Raw genomic sequence first — 22,306 nt, forward strand, 5'->3', positions numbered from 1 at the left:
CGCGGCCATCATAACCGTGTGAGTAAGCGTCTATGTGGAAAGCGTTACATCAACTGGCGATCCCCGAGCGGCTGTACCGCCTGTGCGGGTGCTGGATCCCCTGGCTGGCGGCGTTGAGCGCGCTGTTGCTGGTCATTGGGCTGGGGTGGGGTTTTGGCTTCGCCCCCGCGGACTATCAGCAGGGGGAAAGCTACCGGATCATGTACCTTCACGTCCCGGCGGCGATGTGGTCGATGGGGCTGTACCTGGCGATGGCCGTCGCGGCCTTCGTCGGGGTGGTCTGGCAGATCAAAATGGCCGACCTGGCGATCGCCGCCCTGGCGCCGGTGGGGGCGGTCTGCACCCTGGTGGCGCTGGTCAGCGGCGCGGCATGGGGCAAGCCGATGTGGGGGACCTGGTGGATCTGGGACGCCCGGCTGACCTCAGAGCTGGTGCTGCTGTTTCTTTACGCCGGGGTCATCGCCCTGTGGCACGCCTTTGACGACCGGCGACTGGCCGGGCGCGCGGCGGGGATCCTCGTCCTGGTCGGGGTGGTCAATCTGCCCATCATTCATTACTCGGTCTACTGGTGGAACACCCTGCACCAGGGCTCGACCAACCTGCAGCAAACCATTGACCCAAGCATGCGTCTGCCGCTGCGGATCTGTATCTTTGCTTTCCTCGCGCTGTCGGTCACGCTGACCCTGATGCGCCTGCGCAACCTGATCCTGCAACTGGAGCGCCGTCGACCGTGGGTGGTGGCGCTGGTGAATAAAGGAGCTGCCCGATGAGCCCCGCCTTTTCGTCTTTCGCCGCCTTCCTGAATATGGGCGGCTATGCCGTGTACGTCTGGCTGGCGGTGGCCGTGGCGGTCGCCGCCTTTGGCTTGCTGACGGTGCACACTCTGTGGGCGCGGCGGGCGCTGTTCCATGAGGTACGACGCCAGCAGGCGCGCGAGCGGCGGATCGCTGCCGCCCGCGAACATGACAAGGAGGCCGCGGATGCAAGCGCGTCGTAAAACCCGGCTGTATATCGTGCTGGCGGTGCTCGCCGGCCTCGGGCTGACCGTCAGCCTGACGCTGTACGCCCTGAGCAGCAATATCGATCTGTTCTACACCCCGGGGGAAATTATCTACGGCAAAACGGAAACCCGGGCGCTGCCCCATACCGGGCAGCGGCTGCGGGTGGGAGGCTACGTTCAGCCGGGCTCCCTGCAGCGCGACCCGCAAACCCTCGACGTGCGCTTTAAGCTGTATGACGCCCGCGGGGTCGTGGACGTCAGCTATAAGGGCATTCTGCCGGACCTGTTTCGTGAAGGGCAGGGTGTGGTGGCCCAGGGCGTGCTTGACGGCGAGCGGCATATTACCGCCCAGCAGGTGCTGGCCAAACATGATGAAAATTACACGCCGCCGGAGGTGAAAAACGCCATGACGCCGGAGAAAACGGGGGCGCAGCCATGATGCCGGAGCTGGGCAACTTTTTATTGTGTCTGGCGGCGGGGCTGGCGCTGCTCCTGAGCGTCTATCCCCTGTGGGGCGCGGCGCGGCAGGACCGGCGGCTGATGGCCCTGGCCCGGCCGCTGGCCTGTGGGCTGTTCGCCTGTATCGGCGGCGCCTTCCTGCTGCTGGTGCACGCCTTCGTGGTCAACGACTTTACCGTCCGCTACGTGGCGGAAAACTCCAACAGCGCGCTGCCGGTGTGGTATCGGGTGGCGGCGACCTGGGGGGCGCACGAGGGCTCGCTGCTGCTGTGGGTCCTGCTGCTCAGCGTCTGGACCTTCGCCGTCGCCATCTTCAGCCGCCGAATGCCGCTCGACGCCGTCGCCCGGGTGCTGGCGGTGATGGGGATGATCGCCTTTGGGTTCCTGCTGTTTATCCTCTTTACCTCCAACCCGTTCAGCCGCGGCCTGCCGCAGTACCCCATTGATGGCCGCGACCTCAATCCGCTGTTGCAGGATATCGGCATGATTTTCCATCCGCCGATCCTCTATATGGGTTACGTCGGCTTCTCGGTGGCTTTCGCCTTCGCCATCGCCTCGCTGCTGGCGGGGCGGCTGGATACTGCCTGGGCGCGCTGGTCGCGTCCCTGGACCCAGGCGGCATGGATGTTCCTCACCCTCGGCATCGTGCTGGGCTCGGCGTGGGCCTACTACGAACTGGGCTGGGGCGGCTGGTGGTTCTGGGACCCGGTGGAAAACGCCTCGTTTATGCCGTGGCTGGTGGGGACCGCGCTGCTGCACTCCCTGGCGGTGACCGAGAAGCGCGGCAGCTTCCGCGCCTGGACGGTGCTGCTGGCCATAGCCGCCTTCTCCCTGTGCCTGCTGGGCACCTTCCTGGTGCGCTCCGGGGTGCTGGTTTCGGTGCATGCCTTCGCCTCGGATCCGTCGCGCGGGCTGTTTATTCTGGTACTGCTGATTGTCGCCATCGGCGGATCGCTGCTGCTGTACGCCCTGAAGGGCGGCCGGGTGCGCGCGCGGGTGGAACATACGCTGTGGTCGCGCGAGTCGTTCCTGCTTGGCAACAATATCTTGCTGATGGCCGCGATGCTGGTGGTGCTCCTCGGGACGCTGCTGCCGCTGGTGCATAAAGAGCTGGGCCTCGGCAGCATCTCCATCGGCGAGCCGTTCTTCAATACCATGTTCACCGCCCTGATGGCGCCGTTTGCGCTGCTGCTGGGGCTGGGACCGCTGATCCGCTGGCGGCGCGATGACGTCGCCAGGCAGATTAAGCGCCTGATTATCGCCCTGTTGGTGACGTTGTCACTTTCTCTGGCGCTGCCGTGGCTGCTGCAGGACCGTATCACCGCCATGGCGGTTATAGGCCTGATGATGGCCCTGTGGGTGTTGGTCTTCGCCCTGATGGAGGTTCACGAACGGGCCACCCATCGCCACGGCTTCTGGCGCGGCCTGCGCACTCTGACCCGCAGCCAGTGGGGGATGGTGCTCGGTCACGTTGGCGTGGCGGTGACCGTTATCGGCATCACCTTTAGCCAGAACTACAGCGTGGAGCGCGATGTACGGATGCGCCCCGGCGACAGCATCGATATCCACCACTATCACTTTGTGTTTAACGGCGTGCGCGATATCGTCGGCCCCAACTGGACCGGCGGCGAAGGCATTATTGCCGTGACCCGCAACGGCCGCCCGGAAGCGACGCTGTATGCCGAGAAGCGCTTTTACACCGCCAGCCGGATGATGATGACCGAGGCGGCGATCAGCGGCGGGCTGACCCGCGATCTGTACGCCGCGCTGGGGGAAGAACTGAGCGACGGCAGCTGGGCGGTGCGTCTGTACTACAAACCGTTCGTTCGCTGGATCTGGTATGGCGGGGTGCTGATGGCCCTCGGCGGTCTGTGCTGCATGCTCGACCCGCGCTATCGGATGCGTAAGAAGCTGCAGGAGGCCTCATGAACCGGAAGCTACTGTTTATCCCGCTGGTGCTGTTTCTGGCGCTGGCCGCTGCGTTGTTCTGGCAGTTGATGCGCAACGCCGATGGCGATGACCCGACGACCCTCGAGTCGGCGCTGATTGGCAAACCGCTGCCGGAATTTCGCCTTGAAGCGCTGAATACCCCCGGTCAGACGCTGGACCGCCGCACGCTGATTGACGGCAAGCCGCTGCTGCTCAACGTCTGGGCCACCTGGTGTCCAACCTGTCGCGCCGAGCATCAGTTTCTCAACGGCCTGGCGCAGCAGGGCGTGCGGGTGGTGGGGATGAACTACAAAGACGATCGGCAGAAGGCGATGAGCTGGCTGCAGCGCCTGGGGAACCCGTACATGCTGAGCCTGTACGACGGCAACGGCATGCTTGGCCTGGACCTGGGCGTTTATGGGGCGCCGGAGACGTTTCTCATCGACGGTCAGGGCATCATCCGCTGGCGGCACGCCGGCGACCTGAACGAACGGGTGTGGCGCGAGGAGCTCCAGCCGCTGTGGGATCAATACAACCGGAGGGCGGGCTGATGAGACGTGTAATGGTCATCCTGCTGGCGCTGATGCTGACCGGCCAGGCGTGGGCCGCCATCGACACCTGGCAGTTTAAAGATGAGGCCCAGGAGCAGGCCTTTCGCGAGATCACCTCCCAGCTGCGCTGCCCGAAATGCCAGAACAACAGCATCGCCGACTCAAACGCGATGATTGCCGCTGATATGCGGCAGAAGGTGTACGAGCTGATGCAGCAGGGGAAAACGAAAGGGCAGATCGTTGACTATATGGTGGCCCGCTACGGCAATTTTGTCAGCTACGAGCCGCCGCTGACCGCGGGCACGGTGCTGCTGTGGCTGGGGCCAGGGCTGTTCGTCCTGGCGGGCGCGGGGGTGATTATCGCCCGCGCGCGTCGTCGCGACATCCCTGACGCGGCGCTCAGCGCCGAAGAGCGCCAGCGGCTGGCGGCATTATTGAAAGAAGGAAAAGAACGATGAGCCTGTTGGTGGTTATCGTCGCGCTGTTGCTGGCTGGCGCGCTGGGGCTGCTTTATTACCCTTGGCCGGGCAAAGGGGCGGTGGACCGCGATACCCTCAACCGCGCCCTGTACCAGTCGCGCCTGCAGGAGCTGGCGCAGGAGCGTGGCGAGGACAACCCGGCGCTGGTCGTCGAGCTGCAGCGCACGCTGCTGACGGATATTCCGCCCCAGGCACAGCCTGGCGAACGGCCGCTAAGCCGCTGGGCGCTGCTTCCGGGCGCGCTGCTGCTGGTGGTTCTGAGTCTGGGCCTGTATCTGAAAACCAGCGATATTGGCCAGGTGCTGCTCTGGCAGCAGGCTGAACGGCATTATCCTGCGCTGTTGCAGCAGGTTAAGGACCCGACGGCGGCGCCGCTGCGTATGGATGAGCTGGCGGAGCTGCGGCTCGGGCTGCGCAGCCATCTGCAGGATACCCCGAACGATCTCCCCGGATGGCAGCTGCTTGGGCGGCTGGGCCTGTTGTTGAACGATGGCGAGACGGCGATCGGCGCCTTTGGCCGGGCGCATTATCTGGCGGCGGATGACCCGGCGGCGGCTTTCGATTACGCCAGCGCGCTGGTGCGGGCGGGGGATAGCGGTCAGGTTCGGATGGGCGAGCTGCTGCTGCGTGACCTGCATCAGCGGCAGCCGACCAGCCTGCCGGTGCTGGAGATGCTGGCCCTGAGCGCGGTGCGTAATGAAGATTACCCCGAAGCCGTGGCAGCCCTGCAGGCGTTGCTGGCCCGGCTGCCGGAAGGGGATGCGCGGCGCGAGGCGATCGTCCGCCAGCTGGCGCAAGCGCAGCAGCAGGCGCAGTAACAGCCCGGCGGCGCTGCGCAGGCGCGGGCCTGGGGCATGCCACCAGAAGAGTACGGGCGGCCCTGTTTTTGTAGGCCGGGTCAGGCGCAGCCGCCACCCGGCAAAATAACGGCACAAGAGTGGCACAACCGCGTAGCCCGGATAAGGCGCCACGCGCCGCCATCCGGGATTTTCCGAGCCGGCGCTACGCTTAGCCGCTAGCGCGTGACATCTCCTGGTGTCGATCACGCCTGCTGTGTGCCAGAGCGGACGTCGTAATGTTTGTTCAGCTAACACCCGTTGAGCGTTTCATAATGATATCTCTCTGGGGATCTGTCCCAACCTGGAAGATATGTTCACCCACCTCGGTAAACCCAAGCTTACGGTAAAAAGAGATTGCCCTTGGGTTATGTTCCCAGACACCTAACCAGACAATATCCGATCCCTGTGCCGCAAATTCAGCAAAGCACTTGTGTATCAGCGCTTGTGCAAAACCTTTGCCATGATAAGGTTCATCGATATACAGACACAGGATTTCCCCGGCGTGAATGCTATTTACACAGGGAGGAAATGCTTCCCACCTCAGTTGGGCATATCCTATCAGTTTGCTTTCGTATTCGCAGACTAATGTAATCCAGTCTTCTCTGAGGATTTCTTGCAACTGAATATCTGTTGAATAACTTGCCTGGCAGTGAAGCTCCATATCCTTCTGAGTATTACCCGCTTCAAACGTTTTTCTAAAGGTGCGTTCGGCTAAAATGGCAAGCTCTTCTGCATCAGAGGGACGGGCCCTACGGATTAACATTTATCATTACTCTCAAAAAATAGTCTTACTTTTGCCTGGGTTTACGATAAATATCGGGTCGATTGATTTGCCAGACAAAATCTGGTTGGTTCAATGGGTTATACCCCAGCTTCTGGTAGAGCCAGGGCGCGCTAGAGGTTACCAGCATTATCCGTCGCAGGCGTGACATCACGGGATGGGCGTGACAGCATTCAATCAGCCAACGACCAAGACCACTTTTCTGATACTCGTTCAGCACGTAGACGTCGCACAAATAACCAAAAGTGGCATAGTCGGTGACCAGACGGGCGAAGCCGATTTGTCTTGTTCCATCCAGAAGCGCAAAACAAAGGCTGTTCTGGATTGATATTCTGACCGTTTCAGCATCAATGCCAGGCGCCCAGGACGATTGCGAGAGGTAATCGTGAATGGCTTCCAGCTGAAAAAAGGCGGGATCGGTTGTGACAGTAAACTGGCCTTGGGTAAAACGCAGATGCTGATTATCCACTAAACGACTCCTTGCAAACTTGCTTTGATGAGACAAGCCCTACAGGCATACCGGGCAACCACTCAGGATGCTTTCTCATGTACTGTCATGATAAATACCAGCGGGCTCTCCCCCTGGTTTTCGTAGAAATGAGGAACGTCCGTTCTGGCCGTTGCCGAACAGCCGGTTTTTACCCGATACAAATGGTCCTTTACCCCCAATGTGAGCGTGCCCGACTGAACATAAAACAGTTCAAGCGTTCCTTCCGCGTGGCCCGGTGAAGCAAACTTTTCCCCCGGCTGCATTTCCCACATCCAGAGCTCGGTCATATCAGGCCCACCCGACCCTGCGAGCAGTCTTGCTCTCCCGCCTTTTTCACCTTCCCACAATTCTGGGATCTCATCTTCAGCAATGAGATGCACAGTCGGTTTGGAACTGACATCCACAAAATCAGCCACCGAAACCCCCATCGCGGTAGCCAGGCGGCATAACAGAGCAATGCTGGGATTGGCCCGGCATCCTTCTATCTCAACCAGCGCTCCCTTGCTGACGCCGGCTCGACGGGAGAGTTCATCGAGGGAGATTTTCTTTTGCTTACGATACTGTTTAATTCGCTGAGATACGGCTTCATTCACCGTGTTGACGATAGCATTTGCATCGGTCATTAAATTGACTTTTTTGGTCATCGGTCATTATCATAGAATAAATTAGTCATTAAAGGATTATCACGTGTTAACCGTCTCTCCGTCAATTGCCCCTGAAATTTATCGTATTGCCCCAGGTTTTCGGGCACTCAGTATCTGCGTAAAAGCTGCGCCAGTGCTTCATCCCGACGCTGGAGAAATCGCGCTGCGGGAAGCCTGTGAAGCCGTTCTGGCCGGCGAACCGGAATGGGCGGGATCTCATCTGGCAGCCTGGGCCGACGTTTTTCAAAAGTTTGGTGCTAAACCTAAACGCACCCCTTGCTCAGCTGATGCGTTACGTAAGCGCGTATTACGTGACGGAACGATGCCCGCGCTCGATCCCATCGTTGATCTTTATAACGCCGTGAGTCTCCGCTACGCCGTACCGGTTGGTGGGGAGAATATCTCTGCCTATCAGGGTTCACCACGTCTGGCTGTGGCAAACGGAACAGAGCCTTTTGATACCGTCAAAGAGGGTGAAACGGCCGTTGAATATCCTTCACAAGGAGAGGTTATCTGGTGTGATGACACCGGCGTGACCTGCCGCCGCTGGAACTGGCGACAGGGGATCAGAACCCGTCTGGGCGTGGACGCTCAGCAAATGTGGTTCATTCTGGAAAGCCTGCCGCAGATGCCGCTGGAAAAACTGCACGAAGCCGGGAAGATGCTGACCGACGGCCTGGAAAAAATGATGCCCGGCCTGTGGTTTGACGTTGCTCTCATCGAAGAACAACAGCAGTAATATCCTTCAGGAGAAACAGGTATGTTTAGCGGTTATCGGCGTTTCCATTAACCCCAATAGCCGCCAGCGGCGTGGATGAAAAGGGGTTCAGCCATATGCTTTCCCGCCGTACAGATGCTCGGGTTGATTCTATGGGCATCCTGGGGTCAACCGCACGCTACGCCTATCTGACCCGGGAGCAGCGCAAGCGCGTAGCCACTCTGGCAAAACAGCATGCCGGGGACATCCCGGTTATGGTCTGTGTGGGATCGGTCCGTATCGACGCCATTCTACATCTGGCTGATGATGCCCAGGCAGCTGGCGCGAATGTCCTGTTACTCCCGGCGGTCAGCTACCAGTCACTCCGTGACGACGAAGTCTTCTCACGCTTCGAGGCCGTTACCCGGCACCTGTCTGTACCAGTGTGTATCTCTGATAATCCGGGCACGACGCATTTTACCTTTACGGACGAACTCCATGGTCGTCTCTCATCACTTAAGGGTGTTAGCTCGGTCATGTTCCCTGACGAGCTGACAGCTGGCAAAAGGAATCATTGATACACTCGCTCAGCTCCCACTAGTCCTGATAGCGAAACGACCCCGGGAATGGATGTGGTACGAAGCGCCTGGTAAGGAGGTCAAAGGGATTGCCGCTGAAGACGCGGTATTCACTGATCATTTCATCTGGTAGCCTGTCACTCGCGCCGTTGGTAACGTGAAGATTCATGGTTAATTTTGGAATTCGGACGATTTATGCAAGCTATCAGACTATTCACCCTGATTCTGCCATTGTTCCTGGCACTCTGCGCCGGTATACCGGCCAGCGCCAGCACACCTTCAGGCAGCATTTCCTCTGCAAACACAGCAATTACCACTCATGATAAGAACGGAAACCTCCTGCCGAATGCTCTGCGGATTCAGTATGATGTTGATTCAGATGGCAGAGTTCAGAATGTTAAGATACTGGAATCGACAACGACTCCGGAGTTTGAACATAAAATCATCGAGAAAATGATGAGTAAATGGCGCTTTGAAAAGGGGAAACCGGGAATAGCTAAAAGAGTAATCGTCATGATCCAACCCAAATCAGACGGCGGTCCCGCGAATAAGCAGTAAGCACTTTTGAGGATTAGTCGCCTGATGCATCATCTACGCCGGTAAAGTCCCCTGGGTGCCATGAGCAGACCTTTTTAAGGTTCACAGAAAAAACAAGCGGAGTGTTCGCCTGTTGATTTTACATCCTGGTTTCATTTATGGATTATGGAATTCTATATGTTCTGAAAAGGATTTATCCATGAGTGTCCTCTTTCCGCCCAGGCTGGCTCCAGGAGATGTTATTGGTGTAACCGCTCCATCTTCTGGCGTACCTGAACATCTGCATCCCAGACTGGAACTCGCCATAAAAAACCTAAAGAAAAGAGGTTACCAGGTCCGCGAAGGACGCTGCTTACGCTCGCAGCACAAAAATAAAAGCGCCACTAAATTTTCTCGCGTTGAAGAATTAATGTCTTATCTTACTGACCCAGATATAAAAGCTGTTATGCCACCTTGGGGCGGTGATCTGGCGATGGAATTGCTTGATTTGATTGATTTTGATCTGTTATCCCGGTCTAAACCAAAATGGTTTGTGGGCTTTTCAGATCTTAGTACACTTCATTTCCCACTGACGACGATATCGGGCTGGGCTACTTTGCATGGGCCAAACCTCATGGATCTTGGCGCTCGAAAGTTAGATGCCACCACTCAGGCCGTATGGGAAATTCTGGAATCGAATCGGGGAACTGTAATCAAACAGTACTCTTCAACAGCATTTCAAGCTGATGAAAATCAATGGGGAACAGCGTCAGACGGAGGTTTCAATCTGACCCAAAAAACACAGTGGAAACGCCTTGATGGTGTTACATCTTCTCTGACATTTAGCGGGAAACTGATCGGCGGCTGCCTCGAAATAATATCCAGGTTAGCAGGTACCCCATTCGGGAATGTGCCTTTGTTCAAGGCGAGCAATAGTCCTCAAGGAATAATCCTCTATTTTGAAAATGTGGAAATGGCTCCCTGTGAATTAACACGCGCATTATTTAGCTTACGATTACAGGGTTGGTTTGATAACGTAAATGGTGTTCTTATCGGCAGAAGTGCTGCACCCGACGTAAGCGACCCGACTAAACATAATTATCTGGATGCCCTTAAAGCCGCTTTTGAGAATGTTGCCGTGCCCGTACTGTATGATGTTGATATTGGCCACATACCTCCTCAAATATCCCTGGTAAATGGAGCCGATGCGACGGTTTTTTTCGCTGAAAATGGTAGCTGGGTAACTCAGCAGTTGTAGATAAGGCAGTATTAATAACAAAGGCGGGCCTTGCTGTTCTTTTGCACTGAAGATCCGCTCTTCGTTCAGAGCGGACCTCACGGCGCTTCAGAGGGGCCGCGCTTTGTCACAAATAGCCGTTTAACATGGCGATCGTTTACGTAGTGCATTAAGCAACGCCTGCGTGCCAGGAGCGGACATTGTATGAACGTAGGTGATTTAGCAGGCTCATCCCCTTTATCTAATTTCTTGCATATCTCCCTGGCAGTACCTGAACGAGACGACAAGGGTGAACGATTGCCGTTAAGGGATGTAAATCCAGCCTGGTCGTCACGTCACTGATACGGCATTCCTTTAAAGATGCCTGCGTCGCTTGTTTCATTCACGTCCGAGTCTTAAGCCTGAACCGTGAGAATGACGCTTCCTGTTGTATGACCCGCCTGCAGAACCCGGTGTGCTTCTGCTGCGTCGGTAAGGGTAAATTCAGCGCCAATGTGATTTTCAAGTCCTGCTGACAGTGCTGACATAAGGTCGGCGGCCCCTTTCCTGTATAGCGCAGCATCATCTGAATAGGCGAGTGAACTTGGTCGCATCAGTGCTATAGATCGGGCAAATCCCAGTTCTTCCACTCGCACGGGAGGTATGGGGCCGGCAGGCTGTCCAAGACTGGCGACAGTGCCAAAAGGGCGGACCACGCCGAGCGTTCTGGAGAGCATTGTTCCTCCGATACCGTCGATGGCCAGATGTACGCCATACCCTTCCGTGATGTCGCGGACTTTGTCCGGCCATGCAGCGTCGGTATGGAGCAAAACTTCACTCGCACCAGCAAGGCGGGCCGTTGCTACTTTTTCCGGTGACCCCGTTGTACCGATAACCCTGGCACCTTTCATCGTTGCCCAGCGGGTCACTATCTGCCCCAGCCCTCCGGCAGCAGAATGAACCAGTATCCAGTCGCCAGCCCTGACTTCCCTTACTTTGTTGAGCAACATATGCGCGGTAAGGCCCCGAAGCATCGTACTACCGGCTGTACGAGTGTCCACACCATCCGGGATCCTGATGAGGCGGCTGGCAGGTATATTGCGACATTCAGCATAAGCGCCCATCGGATTTCCCGTATAGGCAACGCGGTCTCCTGCAACAAGGGATCTGACGTTACTGCCCGTTGCTATGACGACTCCGGCCCCTTCAAAACCAGGCACCGCCTGGGGATAGGGCTGAGGGTAGAGCCCTGAGCGAAAATAGATGTCAACAAAATTCACGCCGATGATTTCGTGTCTGATACTGACTTCATCGGGACCGGGACAGACTAGCTCTCTTTCCACCGCTTTAAGAACCTCAGGTCCACCCGGCTGGCTAATAATCATTGCTAACGACATTATTTTTTCCTCACTTATAAAGTGAGAAAACTATAAATGAGTTTATTACAGGAAGAATACAGGTATAAAAGCACCATATATGTGTAAAAATGCACAAGAGGTGAGATATGGACTGGCAGGATTTACATTTTTTTTTCGCCCTTGCCCGGTGTGGTTCCCTGTCGGCCGCAGCCAGGGAACTTGGCGTAGACCATGCCACTGTGGGCCGCCGGATTGCGGCCCTTGAAAGTTCTCTGGGCCTGAGGCTCACAGAGCGCTTGCCACGCCGTACCACGCTTACCGGGCATGGGCGGATTATCGCCTCCGGCGCTGACGAAATGTACCGTATTGCAGACCGTATTCGAATCCAGGCGAGGTCATTGTGTGCCGAACCGGCCGTGCCTATAAATATCAGCGCGTCACCTGCCGTTGCAGCACACCTCATTGCGCCTGCTATAGCAGTATTCACCCGGAAACATCCGGGTATTACGTTGTCATTATCCGGCGTTTCGCACCATGTTCTTCTGAATAAAAGTGAGGCTGACATTGCGGTTCGCCTGGAAAGGCCTGACGATCCGGACCTGATGACAAGGCGTATAGGTACCATGCGCTTTGGTCTTTATGCTTCTCAGTTCTGGCAAGAAATTCCGCAAGAAGATTGGGTATTTATTGCTTATGACAGCACGCTTGCACATGTCACGCAGCAGCAATGGCTGGAATCACTGCTGAACGGGCGACGAGTTATCTTTCGGGCAAGCGATCTGATGGCGCAGCAACAGGCTGCCCGGAAAGGATTGGGCATCGTTACTTTACCCTGCTTTATGGGTGATAATGACAGCGAACTGGTAAGGCTGCCGGAAAATCTGCCTTCGCCCGTGAGGAACATTTGGCTGGTTGCCTACCCTGAAATTAAGCGCGATCACTCTGCTGTCGTGGTGATGGATTTCCTGGCTGAAATCATTGGCCGGTCCTGCCCACCTGGCAAGGATATCTGATTTTTTCTTGTTAATTACTTATGTTATATGACTGACAGGGCTTCCCGGTAAAACGAACCATTCACGTTTAGGGATCTTCCGACATACTGATTATGTCCTCTGAGGAGATCACCATGCGTAAAGCCCGATTCATCGAACACCAGATCATTGCCGTTCTGAAGTCCGTCGAAGACAGACGTACCGTTAAGGGGGCAGTTTGGATATCAAAAAATATTGTACGTTAAGGCTGTATTTTTGACCTTTCGACTTTAGCTGGTCTCAGCCGACGAAACCACTGCGGGGTTAATGAAACTGCCGTCGTAGTTGCTTATTTCATGCTTGTCAGAAACGACAGCATCCGTAATCAGACCTGCTGTTATCCAAATTAATGTCAGGATAAATTTATCTTCCGGCAAGTTGTATAAGTTGCATTTGCAACATGTGCGTAACCAGGCATGTTGCAAATGCAGCAGATAAGTTCCTTTCCTTTTTATAATCGTCTGATTTTAAAGAAATTATTCCGCCTCCTGTTTTGGCATGCATTCTGCAAACACCTTTATAACCAAATGCTGTCTTTTTATTTTTTAAAATCAAAAAACGTTATATAGAAAGATGGTAATTCGCGGCTACAGCAACTCGCCTGCAACGTGTTGTAAGGCGGACAGATAAATTCATCAATGACGGGAGTGCCCTATGTCCATTTCAGAGCCAGGTAATCATCCGCTGCAGTTCGCCTATTGGGTGCCGAACGTGTCGGGCGGGTTAGTGATCAGTAATATCCCGCAGCGTACCAGTTGGGATATCGACTACAACCGTAAGCTGGCGCAAATTGCTGAACGTGCCGGTTTTGACTATGCGCTTACGCAGATCCGTTTTACGGCCGGCTATGGTGCTGACAACCAACATGAGTCGGTCTCTTTTTCGCAGGCGCTACTCGCATCAACTGAAAATCTGAAAGTGATCGCCGCCTTGCTTCCCGGCCCCTGGAACCCCACTCTGGCGGCAAAACAAATCGCCACTATCAGTCATCTGTACGGCCCGCGCATCGCGGTCAATATCGTCAGCGGCTGGTTCCGTGGTGAGTTTAAAGCTATCGGCGAACCCTGGCTAGACCATGAAGAGCGTTACCTGCGTTCAGAAGAGTTTATCCGTTGCCTGCAGGGCATCTGGCGCGAAGACAGCTTTACCTTTGCCGGCGATTTCTATCGCTTTCGTGATTATTCCCTCAAGCCCAAGCCGCTGGCGCCGCTGCCGGAAATTTTCCAGGGTGGTAGTTCGCGTGCCGCGCGGGACATGGCCGCGCGCGTTTCCGACTGGTATTTCACCAACGGCAACACGCCTGAAGGCATCAAAGCACAGGTGGATGACATCCAGCGTAAGGCGGCACAAAACCAGCATCAGGTGAAGATCGGGGTTAACGGCTTCGTTATTGCGCGTGAAAGCGAAAAAGAGGCGCAGGCGGTGCTGCGGGAAATTATTGATAACGCCAATCCGGACGCGGTGAAAGGGTTCCAGCACGAAGTGAAAAACGCCGGCAGCGCATCGCCGGAGGGCGAGGGCAACTGGGCCAAATCCAGCTTTGAAGATTTGGTGCAATACAACGACGGCTTTAAAACCAACCTGATTGGCACGCCGCAGCAGATTGCAGAGCGCATCATTGCGCTCAAACAGTCAGGTGTCAATCTGCTGCTGCTGGCATTCCTGCATTTCCAGGAGGAAGTCGAGTTCTTCGGAAGGGAAGTGATCCCTCGGGTACGTGAGCTGGAAAAGCAATCTCGGCCTGTCATTGCCCCGGTTAACTGACGATAACCCCCACCGGCCTGGAGATCATTATGACGTTATCAGAAACATTTGAAACGCGCTGGTAGGTGTGTTCATTATTGGGTTCGCAGCACGACTCGCAAGCGCAACTTCCTGACTGGACAGCTAAACCGCCGTGAGGCGGTTTTTATGCGTTCTTTCGCTGGAAGGGATGGCCGCTTCTTGCTTATGGCTGACCTTTGGCTCAGTTGCCTTGTCCTCTCTGTGCTGTTAGTTCAACTGATGGACGCAACACAGATCTTCATCCCCGTCAAATTGCCCACGTCGTGCCAGAAGCGTAAGTAGGAACGCCAGAAGCCCGCAAATATTGATGCTTCGTTTTGCTGGGATGCTTACACCCAAACAAAAAAAGCCCCTGCGCGAAAGCAGGGGCAAGCCATGTCAGAGCTTATTTTTTATTAGTTAAATACCATCCCGCCGTCGATCAGCAAGGACTGACCGGTCATGTAATCAGAATCCGGGCTGGCAAGATAGGAGACGCAGGCGGCGACATCTTCCGGCTCGGACAGCCGACCGAGAGTGATGCGTTTGGCGAACTCGGCGGTACCGTAACCCAGCGGTTTACCGGCGGCTTCGGACACCTGGCGGTCAATTTCGGCCCACATTGGCGTTTTGACAATCCCCGGGCAGTAGCCGTTGACCGTGATGCCCAGCGGCGCGAGGTCGCGAGCGGCGGTCTGGGTTAAGCCGCGTACCGCGAATTTGCTGGAGCTATACACTGCCAGCTCCGGGTTGCCGACGTGGCCGGCCTGGGAACAGGCGTTGATGATTTTCCCGCCGTGCCCCTCTTTCTTAAAGGCCTCGACCGCCGCCTGGATGCCCCAGATCACCCCTTTGACGTTGATGTTGTAGACTTTGTCGACAATCTCCGGGGTGATGGACTCGATCGGCGTGGACGGCGCCACACCGGCGTTATTGACGATGACGTCGAAGCCGCCCAGCGTTTTGCGTGCCTGTTCGACGGCGGCAAACACCTGATCGCGGTCGGAGACATCCACTTTCACCGCCACGGCGTGTCCGCCGGCCTGGTTGATTTCGGAGGCGACCGCTTTGGCGGTGGCATCGTTATAATCGGCAATGGCCACGGCAAATCCATCCTTCACCAGACGAAGCGCGATAGCTTTACCAATCCCCTGGCCGGCGCCGGTAACAAGTGCGACTTTTTTCATTTTCCTTTCCTTATTGTGATGACTTACAGAATCTGACTCAGATGCAGCTGACCCATCAGCAGCGGGTTATCGCGATAATCCACCGGGATGGCCACCACCGCCGGGCCGTCGACATCCATCGCCGCGCGCAGGGTCGGTTCCAGCGCCTCGGCGCTTTCCACGGCAAACCCTTTGGCGCCGAAGGATTCGGCATAGGCTTTAAAATCCATCGGTCCGAACTCGACGCCGGACAGGCGCTGGTATTTTTTCTCTTCCTGGATGGCCACCATGTTGTAGCCGTTATCGACCCAGATGAGATGCAGCACGTTGGCTTTCAGGCGGACGGCGGTCTCCAGCTCCATGCTCGACTGCAGGAAGCCGCCGTCGCCGGAGACGGAGACCACTTTGCGCTCAGGATTGACCAGCCAGGCGCCGATGGCCCAGGGCAGGGCGACGCCCATGGTCTGCTGGCCGTTGGAGATCATCACCTGGCGGGCGCGGAAGCTGTACAGGTAGCGGGCAATCCAGATATGGAAGCTGCCCATGTCCACGGTCAGCGTGACGTCGCTGTTGACGATATCCTGCATGGCGCGAACGATGCGCAGCGGATGCAGGGCAAACTGATTCAGCTGCGCGCCTCGGCGGTCCAGCAGCTCGCGCTGGTGCTGGCGGTCGCGGAGGATCTCCGCCGCCTGCGGGGAGAGCACCAGCCGGTGATCGATATTTTGCGCCAGCTTGTTGAGGGTGCCGGCGATATCGCCCACCAGCTCGACATTCGGGGTGTAGTTGCGCTCTTCATAGGCGGGCAGCACGTCGATATGCACCAGCGTCGCGTTGCCGCTGTTCCACATCGCCGGTTCATATTCCACCGGGCTATAGCCGATGCAGATCACCAGGTCGGCGAGCTGCAGCAGACGGTCCCCGGCCTGGTTGTTAAACAGCCCGACCCGGCCGGCGAAGCGAGAGAAGTTATCCTGATTCACCGCCCCGGCGGCCTGATAGGTGCTGGTGACCGGAATATGGCTGGCCTCCAGCAAACGGCGCAGCGCCGCGCTGTTTTCCGGCTGGCTGGCCATCAGGCCGAGCAGGAAGATCGGGTTCTTCGCCTGAGCGATAAGCTTCGCCACCTGGTCGATGGCGTCATCCGGCGCGGCGCCCATCTGCGGAGCCCGGCTGGCCGGCAGTACTTTACCGCTGACCGGGCCATCGACCACATCCTGCGGCAGGCTGACGAACGCGCTGCCCGGGCGGCCCTGCTCGGCGGCGCGGAAGGCGTTAGAGACCACTTCCGCCAGCGCATCCGGCGCCGTCACCTCGACGGCGTATTTGGTGACCGGGCTGAACATCGCCACCGTATCCATACTCTGATGGACCTGCTTCGCCTTATCGGCGCGTTTCACCGCCCCGCCCAGGGCCACCACCGGGTCACCTTCGCTGTTGGCGGTGGCCATGCCGGTGATGAGGTTGGAACAACCCGGACCGGAGGTGACCAGCGCCACGCCCGCTTTGCCGGTAATGCGTCCGACCGCGGCGGCCATAAACGCGGCGTTGGCTTCGTGGCGTACCGGAATAATGCGAATCGAGGAATCCAGCAGTGAGTCGAACACCTTGTCGATTTTGGCGCCGGGGATACCGAAGATCTGACGTACGCCCTGAGCTTCCAGCTGGCTGACGACGAGATCGGCGCCGTGCGCCCACTGGCGTACCGGATACTGTTTGTCCATGTGAACCCCTTAACTTTCTACGGAACGGATGGCGGCATCGAGATTATCGGGATGCAGATTGGCCTGCAGGAACGCGCTGTCGGCGGGCAGGTCGATCATCAGCTTGTGAATTTCGCCGAAGGTCAACACCCCGTGATCGAGCTGGTAATCCAGCAGGTGACCGCCGCCTTTGCGGTCATCGGTAATAAAGTGCTCGTGATACCCGGCGACGTTGATCCCCTGCATATGCTGCGGGGTACGGAAGCCGACCAGCACCCCTTCGCGCTGGTTAAAGCGGAACACCGGCTGATCGTCGAGGACGTCGGTCATCGCCCGGTACGGCGGCGTCTGGCGCGGCACAGTGCGGGTATGGGCATGGCGGAAATGGCCGTCGATGCGCAGGGCGCAGAACAGGTTGTCAGAGGGAATTTGCTGGTCAATAACGTCGTGCAGTTGCTGGCGGCTCACCGGATGGTCAAAGGTTTTCCGGTACTGCGGCTGGAACCAGGTCATCACCGCGAACGGCGTTTTCTGCTCCGGCTGGGCTTTGCGCGCGCTACCGTCGGCGCGCAGCTGATAGACCTGACTGCTGAAGGCGATCAGCTCCCCGTCCAGCTCATTAAAGGTCCCAAGGCCGAAATCGCCGTGTTTCAGCAGGTCCGCGATGGTGGTGCTGCCTTCGTAAACCCCGCTCAGCAGGGCGCTCATGAGCGATGTCTGATAGAGCACGCTCTCCGGATGCTGCGCGGAAAACGCCCGTAGGGTTTCGCACAGACTCTCTTCGCAGGTGCATTCAGCAGAGTGATTCATATACCACTTCCTCGTTCAACAAATATAAGAAAGGTTAAATAAATGTTGACCCGATTCAGCTCACAGTTCCAATATAGAAACCATGCTGGTTTGAGACGTTTTCGATATGGAACTTCGTTATCTTCGTTATTTTGTCGCCGTCGCCAGGACGCGGCACTTCACCCAGGCCGCTAAGGAGCTGGGTATTTCACAACCTCCGTTAAGTCAGCAAATTCAGCGACTTGAGCGAGAGGTGGGGACCCCGCTATTTCGGCGTTTAACCCGCGGGGTGGAGCTGACGGAAGCGGGAGAGTCGTTCTATGAGGATGCCCGCCAGATCCTCGCCATGAGCGATGCGGCGCTGGAGAAGGCCAAGGGCATTGCGCGCGGGATGAACGGCAGCCTGTCGCTAGGCATTACCAGTTCTGATGCTTTCCATCCGCAAATCTTCACGTTGCTGCACCGTTTTCAGCTCGACCACCCCGGGGTGACCCTGCACCAGATGGAAGACAATATGGCCAATCTGATGACCGCCCTGAGCGAGGCCGAGCTGGATATCGCCTTCGTCCGTCTGCCGTGCGAGAGCAGTAAAGCCTTTAATCTGCGGATTATTGATGAGGAGCCGATGGTCATCGCGCTGCCGCGCGATAACCCGCTGGCGACGCAGCCGACCCTGGCTCTGGAGCAGCTGCGCGACGTGGCGCCGATCCTCTTCCCGCGGGAGGTGGCCCCCGGGCTGTATGAGCTGGTGTACAACAGCTGCCTGCGCGCCGGAATCGACATGGAGCGTGCCTGGCAGTCGTCGCAGATTTCGTCGTCGCTGAGCATGGTCAATGCCGGGTTCGGCTTCGCGCTGGTCCCGCAGTCGATGACCTGCATTCAGCAGCCGAACGTCAGCTATCACCCGCTCAGCGGGGCGCCGCTGAAGACCGACATCGCCATCGCCTGGCGGCGCTTTGAGCGTTCGCGCACGGTGAAACGCTTTCTGGCGATGTTTTAATTGTCTCCCCTGATAATTGGCAGGCCGCATGCTCTTGCTTTCACGTTACAGTTAGGCGGTCTTTCAGTGCTTGTACAAACAGGGAAGGATTATGAAAAAAAGAGTGATGCAGGTGATGTTGCTTGCGGTGCTTAGCGGCTGCACGCCGCTGCACCCGTCAGATTGCCATAAAACCTCGGCCCTCGGCAGCTGTAGCTCCGGACGTTTTAGCGACGAGGATGAATATGGGCAGCAGGCAAGGGCGATTAAAAAAGCGCTGGAGGCCCAGCTTGCCGATCGATATGCGTGGCACGGGAAAAAGTGCCGTCTGCATCTTGAGTTTGCCCGCGATGGTAAACTGGAAAAAATCGACGCCGTCGAGGGAAATAAAGCATACTGCGCCGCGCTGCGCGAAGCGGCAGCACGGGCGACCTTCCCGGCATTTACCAGTCAGCAAGTCTATGATGCCTTTGCCCGGTCACGTTTTAATATGCAGGGAGACTAGATTGAGGAAAGTCTTTTTTGGTTAACTAACTAATAATTTCCCGAGAGAAAGGAGGGGTGATATTAATATGTAACTGCAATGTGTTTTTTATTGTTTTCAACAGTAGGTTATTGTATTAGCTGATTAAATTAATGCTTTTAAGTATTTCAGGAAATAGAAATTGAATTTCACAGGGTTAAATCATTTGCTGCCTTAAACAAGGAGTGGTCAGTGAATAAAATTAATTTACAGGTGTGGTCAACATTCAGACTTTACGGCAAAATTTGTGAAAATTGCTCCGGCGCAATGGCACTGTGTTTGTTGCAAGCGCTGGCAATGTTGGGTTGTCTCAGCAACCGTGGTGTGGGGGGGGCATATTACTGGCTATTAACGTTTATAGCTGTTTTAGCCACCGTTGGTTTCCTGGGGTCTCTCATTAGTATTGGTAACACCATCTGTTTCTATACCAGAGACCGGAAAATCGAGTGTTATATCATTTATGCTGTTTTTTATCCTGTGGTGATTGGCGTATTGATCACTGCAGCTGCCACCTTGAAGTCAATTGGCGGTTAGTCAGCCTGTCGCTGCAGTAACAGGGGAGCCATTACCAGACTCCCCGAGTTCGTCTACTGAGCCACCCAGCCGCCATCCATGTTCCACGCGGCGCCGCGCACCTGGGCGGCGGCGTCGCTGCACAGAAACAGCGCCATTTCGCCCAGTTGCTGCGGGGTGACAAACTCCCCGGAGGGCTGTTTTTCCGCCAGCAGCTGGGCGCTGGCCTGCTCCGGATCGACCCCCTCGGCGATGCGCTTATCGATCTGCTGCTGCACCAGCGGGGTCAGCACCCAGCCCGGGCAGATGGCGTTGCAGGTAATGCCGCTGCGCGCGGTTTCCAGGGCCACGGTTTTGGTCAGCCCGACCACCGCGTGCTTGGCGGCGACGTAGGCCGATTTCTCTTTCGACGCCACCAGGCCATGCACTGAGGCTATGTTGATGATGCGCCCCCAGTTGCGCTGGCGCATGCCCGGCAGCGCCAGGCGAGTGGTGTGGAAGACGCTGGAGAGATTGATCGCGATAATATCGTTCCATTTGTCCACCGGAAACTGATCCACCGGGGCGACGTGCTGGATGCCGGCGTTATTGATCACGATATCGACGCCACCGAAGGTGCTTTCGGCATAGTGCATCATCGCCTCGATCTGCCCGACGTCGCGCAGGTCGGCGTCGTGATAGCCGGGGATCTTGCCCAGCGCGGCGACTTCAGCGCGGGCGTGGCTGCTGTCGCCGAAGCCATTGAGCACCACCTGCGCGCCCGCCTGAGCCAGCACTTTGGCGATCCCTAAACCGATCCCGCTGGTGGAGCCGGTGACCAGCGCCGTTTTACCGTGCAAATTCATTTTATTACTCCTTCAATCTGGTATCAGACAATGCCGGTCACATAGAACGTGGCAATGACAAACAGTACCGCGAGGCTTTTGATCACTGTGATGGCGAAAATGCCGCCGTAGGCCTGGCGATGGCTCAGGCCGGTGATCGCCAGCAGGGTGATCACCGCCCCGTTATGCGGCAGGGTATCCATGCCGCCGCTGGCCATGGCGGCGACGCGGTGCAGGACCTCGAGCGGAATATTGGCGGCGTGGGCGGCGGCGACAAAGGTCTCGGACATCGCCGCCAGCGCGATGCTCATCCCCCCGGAGGCCGAGCCGGTGATCCCGGCCAGCACCGTGACGCTGATCGCCTCGTTTAACAGCGGATTGGGAATGGCCGCGAGGGCTTTCGACAGCACCAGGAAACCCGGCAGGGCGGCGATAACCGCGCCGAATCCGTACTCAGAGGCGGTGTTCATCGCCGCGAGAATAGCGCCGCCGACCGCCGTTCGGCTCCCCTCCGCCAGCCGGCCACGGATATTGCGATAGCCGCAGACCAGCACCAGCACAATGCCGGAGAGCAGCGCCGCCTGTACCGCCCAGATGGCGGTGATTTTCCCCACTTCGGTGACGATAGGCTTCGCCAGACCCGGCAGGGTGAGCTCATGGCTGGCGCCGTACCACTGCGGGATCCAGTGGGTAAACAGCAGATTCAGTACCCCTACTAACAGCAACGGGGCGATAGCGATCAGCGGATGCGGCAGATCGATGTCATCCGGGGTTTCCGGCTCATTTTGCAGGTCGGTCCCATAGCCTTCGCCGCGGGCCTGCGCTTTGCGGCGCTGACGCTCCAGCCACAGCAAACCGAAGATGATGATGAACAGCGAGCCGATAAGCCCCAGCCAGGGGGCCGCCCAGGCGTTGGTGCCGAAGAAGCTGGTGGGAATAATATTCTGGATCTGCGGCGTGCCGGGCAGGGCGTCCATGGTAAATGAGAATGCCCCGAGGGCGACGGTGGCCGGGATCAGCCGTTTGGGGATCCCGCTCTGTCGAAACAGTTCGGCGGCGAAAGGGTAGACGGCAAAGGCCACCACAAACAGCGACACCCCGCCGTAGGTCAGCAGGGCGCACACCAGCACGATCACCGGGATCGCGTGGCGGCGTCCGAGGATGCGGATGGCGGCGGCGACAATCGACCGCGAGAACCCCGACAGCTCAATCAGCTTGCCGAACACGGCGCCCAGCAGAAACACCGGGAAATAGAGCTTCACGAAGCCGACCATTTTTTCCATAAACAGGCCGGTAAAGGCCGGGCCGACCGCGCCCGGGTCGGTGACCAGCACCGCGCCGAGGGCGGCGATCGGCGCAAAGAGGATCACGCTGTATCCACGGTAGGCCGCCAGCATCAGTAACGCCAGCGCGGCCAGGGCAATTATCACACTCATCACGACGTCTCACTCTCATTGTTATTGTAGGGGTACAGAAC

24 protein-coding genes and 1 pseudogene are annotated in these 22,306 nt (G+C 57.2%); 16 read left to right on the plus strand and 9 right to left on the minus strand.

Going from position 1 to position 22,306, the window contains the following annotated elements; all coding sequences use genetic code 11:
• The first annotated feature begins 32 nt into the window (after positions 1-32).
• Genes CWM57_RS00800 through ccmI form a run of 7 tightly spaced genes read left to right on the plus strand, consistent with a single transcriptional unit; the run spans position 33 to position 5,236 of the window.
• Positions 33-770 (plus strand): heme ABC transporter permease, encoded by a 738-nt coding sequence (locus CWM57_RS00800; protein WP_100630633.1) that lies wholly within the window; start codon positions 33-35, stop codon positions 768-770.
• Complete coding sequence (gene ccmD, locus CWM57_RS00805) at positions 767-997, plus strand: heme exporter protein CcmD (protein WP_002908220.1); 231 nt, start codon at positions 767-769, stop codon at positions 995-997. The genes CWM57_RS00800 and ccmD overlap by 4 nt, the downstream gene beginning before the upstream one ends.
• A complete protein-coding gene (gene ccmE, locus CWM57_RS00810; RefSeq protein ID WP_004143391.1) occupies positions 981-1,439 on the plus strand; it encodes a cytochrome c maturation protein CcmE in 459 nt (152 codons plus the stop codon). The genes ccmD and ccmE overlap by 17 nt, the downstream gene beginning before the upstream one ends.
• Positions 1,436-3,388, plus strand: coding sequence for a heme lyase CcmF/NrfE family subunit (locus CWM57_RS00815; protein ID WP_100675476.1), 1,953 nt, complete (start codon positions 1,436-1,438; stop codon positions 3,386-3,388). The genes ccmE and CWM57_RS00815 overlap by 4 nt, the downstream gene beginning before the upstream one ends.
• Positions 3,385-3,939, plus strand: a complete 555-nt coding sequence (locus CWM57_RS00820) for a DsbE family thiol:disulfide interchange protein (protein ID WP_008804532.1) — start codon at positions 3,385-3,387, stop codon at positions 3,937-3,939. The genes CWM57_RS00815 and CWM57_RS00820 overlap by 4 nt, the downstream gene beginning before the upstream one ends.
• An 11-nt stretch (positions 3,940-3,950) precedes the next feature.
• A complete protein-coding gene (locus CWM57_RS00825) occupies positions 3,951-4,397 on the plus strand; it encodes a cytochrome c-type biogenesis protein (protein ID WP_162493314.1) in 447 nt (148 codons plus the stop codon).
• Positions 4,394-5,236 carry a c-type cytochrome biogenesis protein CcmI gene (gene ccmI / locus CWM57_RS28000; RefSeq protein WP_074385605.1) on the plus strand — a complete coding sequence of 281 codons (843 nt, stop codon included), beginning with the start codon at positions 4,394-4,396 and terminating at the stop codon, positions 5,234-5,236. The genes CWM57_RS00825 and ccmI overlap by 4 nt, the downstream gene beginning before the upstream one ends.
• Positions 5,237-5,501: 265 nt before the next feature.
• Here ccmI and CWM57_RS00835 read toward each other — a convergent pair whose 3' ends face one another.
• The 3 genes from CWM57_RS00835 to CWM57_RS00845 all read right to left on the minus strand — a co-directional run bounded on the left by CWM57_RS00835 (position 5,502) and on the right by CWM57_RS00845 (position 7,172).
• Complete coding sequence (locus CWM57_RS00835) at positions 5,502-6,020, minus strand: GNAT family N-acetyltransferase (protein WP_016161252.1); 519 nt, start codon at positions 6,018-6,020, stop codon at positions 5,502-5,504.
• A 25-nt stretch (positions 6,021-6,045) separates the two neighbouring features.
• Complete coding sequence (locus CWM57_RS00840; protein ID WP_100675477.1) at positions 6,046-6,507, minus strand: GNAT family N-acetyltransferase; 462 nt, start codon at positions 6,505-6,507, stop codon at positions 6,046-6,048.
• A 62-nt stretch (positions 6,508-6,569) separates the two neighbouring features.
• Positions 6,570-7,172 (minus strand): helix-turn-helix domain-containing protein, encoded by a 603-nt coding sequence (locus CWM57_RS00845; RefSeq protein ID WP_012967970.1) that lies wholly within the window; start codon positions 7,170-7,172, stop codon positions 6,570-6,572.
• 43 nt (positions 7,173-7,215) lie between these two features.
• On the opposite strand from CWM57_RS00845, the gene CWM57_RS00850 reads away from it, so the two are divergent.
• The 4 genes and pseudogenes from CWM57_RS00850 (at position 7,216) to CWM57_RS00865 (ending at position 10,221) form a co-directional block, all read left to right on the plus strand.
• Positions 7,216-7,911: a B3/4 domain-containing protein gene (locus CWM57_RS00850; RefSeq protein ID WP_012967971.1), complete on the plus strand. Its 696-nt coding sequence runs from the start codon at positions 7,216-7,218 to the stop codon at positions 7,909-7,911.
• Positions 7,912-7,943: 32 nt separating this feature from the next.
• A pseudogene (locus CWM57_RS00855) lies at positions 7,944-8,414 on the plus strand (dihydrodipicolinate synthase family protein); the annotation flags it as partial.
• A 228-nt stretch (positions 8,415-8,642) separates the two neighbouring features.
• Entirely contained in the window at positions 8,643-9,005 is a 363-nt protein-coding gene (locus CWM57_RS00860) for a TonB family protein (RefSeq protein WP_100675478.1), read from the plus strand.
• A gap of 178 nt (positions 9,006-9,183) precedes the next feature.
• Positions 9,184-10,221 (plus strand): S66 peptidase family protein, encoded by a 1,038-nt coding sequence (locus CWM57_RS00865; protein WP_074385608.1) that lies wholly within the window; start codon positions 9,184-9,186, stop codon positions 10,219-10,221.
• A gap of 374 nt (positions 10,222-10,595) precedes the next feature.
• Here CWM57_RS00865 and CWM57_RS00870 read toward each other — a convergent pair whose 3' ends face one another.
• On the minus strand, positions 10,596-11,576 hold the full coding sequence (locus CWM57_RS00870) for a quinone oxidoreductase family protein (RefSeq protein ID WP_074385609.1): 981 nt from the start codon (positions 11,574-11,576) through the stop codon (positions 10,596-10,598).
• 107 nt (positions 11,577-11,683) lie between these two features.
• Between CWM57_RS00870 and CWM57_RS00875 the strand changes: the two genes are divergently transcribed.
• Positions 11,684-12,550, plus strand: coding sequence for a LysR family transcriptional regulator (locus tag CWM57_RS00875; RefSeq protein ID WP_100675479.1), 867 nt, complete (start codon positions 11,684-11,686; stop codon positions 12,548-12,550).
• A 672-nt stretch (positions 12,551-13,222) separates the two neighbouring features.
• The gene (sfnG, locus tag CWM57_RS00880; protein ID WP_100675480.1) at positions 13,223-14,332 is read left to right on the plus strand and encodes a dimethylsulfone monooxygenase SfnG; all 1,110 of its coding nucleotides are present in this window, start codon (positions 13,223-13,225) and stop codon (positions 14,330-14,332) included.
• Between the two features lie 416 nt (positions 14,333-14,748).
• Here the strand turns inward: sfnG and CWM57_RS00885 are convergent, their stop codons facing one another.
• From CWM57_RS00885 to budA, 3 genes are read right to left on the minus strand one after another with little or no spacing between them, the layout of a single operon-like run.
• The gene (locus tag CWM57_RS00885) at positions 14,749-15,519 is read right to left on the minus strand and encodes a (S)-acetoin forming diacetyl reductase (protein ID WP_008804546.1); all 771 of its coding nucleotides are present in this window, start codon (positions 15,517-15,519) and stop codon (positions 14,749-14,751) included.
• Positions 15,520-15,542: 23 nt separating this feature from the next.
• Positions 15,543-17,222, minus strand: coding sequence for an acetolactate synthase AlsS (alsS, locus tag CWM57_RS00890; protein ID WP_060876476.1), 1,680 nt, complete (start codon positions 17,220-17,222; stop codon positions 15,543-15,545).
• 9 nt (positions 17,223-17,231) lie between these two features.
• On the minus strand, positions 17,232-18,011 hold the full coding sequence (budA, locus tag CWM57_RS00895) for an acetolactate decarboxylase (RefSeq protein WP_008804548.1): 780 nt from the start codon (positions 18,009-18,011) through the stop codon (positions 17,232-17,234).
• 106 nt (positions 18,012-18,117) lie between these two features.
• Between budA and CWM57_RS00900 the strand changes: the two genes are divergently transcribed.
• From CWM57_RS00900 to CWM57_RS00910, 3 genes are all read left to right on the plus strand, one after another.
• Positions 18,118-18,990, plus strand: a complete 873-nt coding sequence (locus CWM57_RS00900) for a LysR family transcriptional regulator (protein ID WP_004145376.1) — start codon at positions 18,118-18,120, stop codon at positions 18,988-18,990.
• 91 nt (positions 18,991-19,081) lie between these two features.
• Positions 19,082-19,474, plus strand: a complete 393-nt coding sequence (locus tag CWM57_RS00905) for a cell envelope integrity TolA C-terminal domain-containing protein (RefSeq protein WP_074385613.1) — start codon at positions 19,082-19,084, stop codon at positions 19,472-19,474.
• A gap of 210 nt (positions 19,475-19,684) precedes the next feature.
• Positions 19,685-20,026 carry a hypothetical protein gene (locus CWM57_RS00910; protein WP_074385614.1) on the plus strand — a complete coding sequence of 114 codons (342 nt, stop codon included), beginning with the start codon at positions 19,685-19,687 and terminating at the stop codon, positions 20,024-20,026.
• A gap of 53 nt (positions 20,027-20,079) precedes the next feature.
• On the opposite strand, the gene CWM57_RS00915 is transcribed toward CWM57_RS00910, so the two are convergent.
• Both CWM57_RS00915 and CWM57_RS00920 read right to left on the minus strand, forming a co-directional pair.
• Positions 20,080-20,850 carry a 3-hydroxybutyrate dehydrogenase gene (locus tag CWM57_RS00915; RefSeq protein WP_074385615.1) on the minus strand — a complete coding sequence of 257 codons (771 nt, stop codon included), beginning with the start codon at positions 20,848-20,850 and terminating at the stop codon, positions 20,080-20,082.
• 23 nt (positions 20,851-20,873) lie between these two features.
• Complete coding sequence (locus tag CWM57_RS00920; protein ID WP_206052718.1) at positions 20,874-22,268, minus strand: GntP family permease; 1,395 nt, start codon at positions 22,266-22,268, stop codon at positions 20,874-20,876.
• Positions 22,269-22,306 lie beyond the last annotated feature (38 nt).

Source organism: Klebsiella sp. G-Nf4, from assembly GCF_002810615.1.
Classification (GTDB): Bacteria; Pseudomonadota; Gammaproteobacteria; order Enterobacterales; family Enterobacteriaceae; genus Klebsiella; species Klebsiella variicola.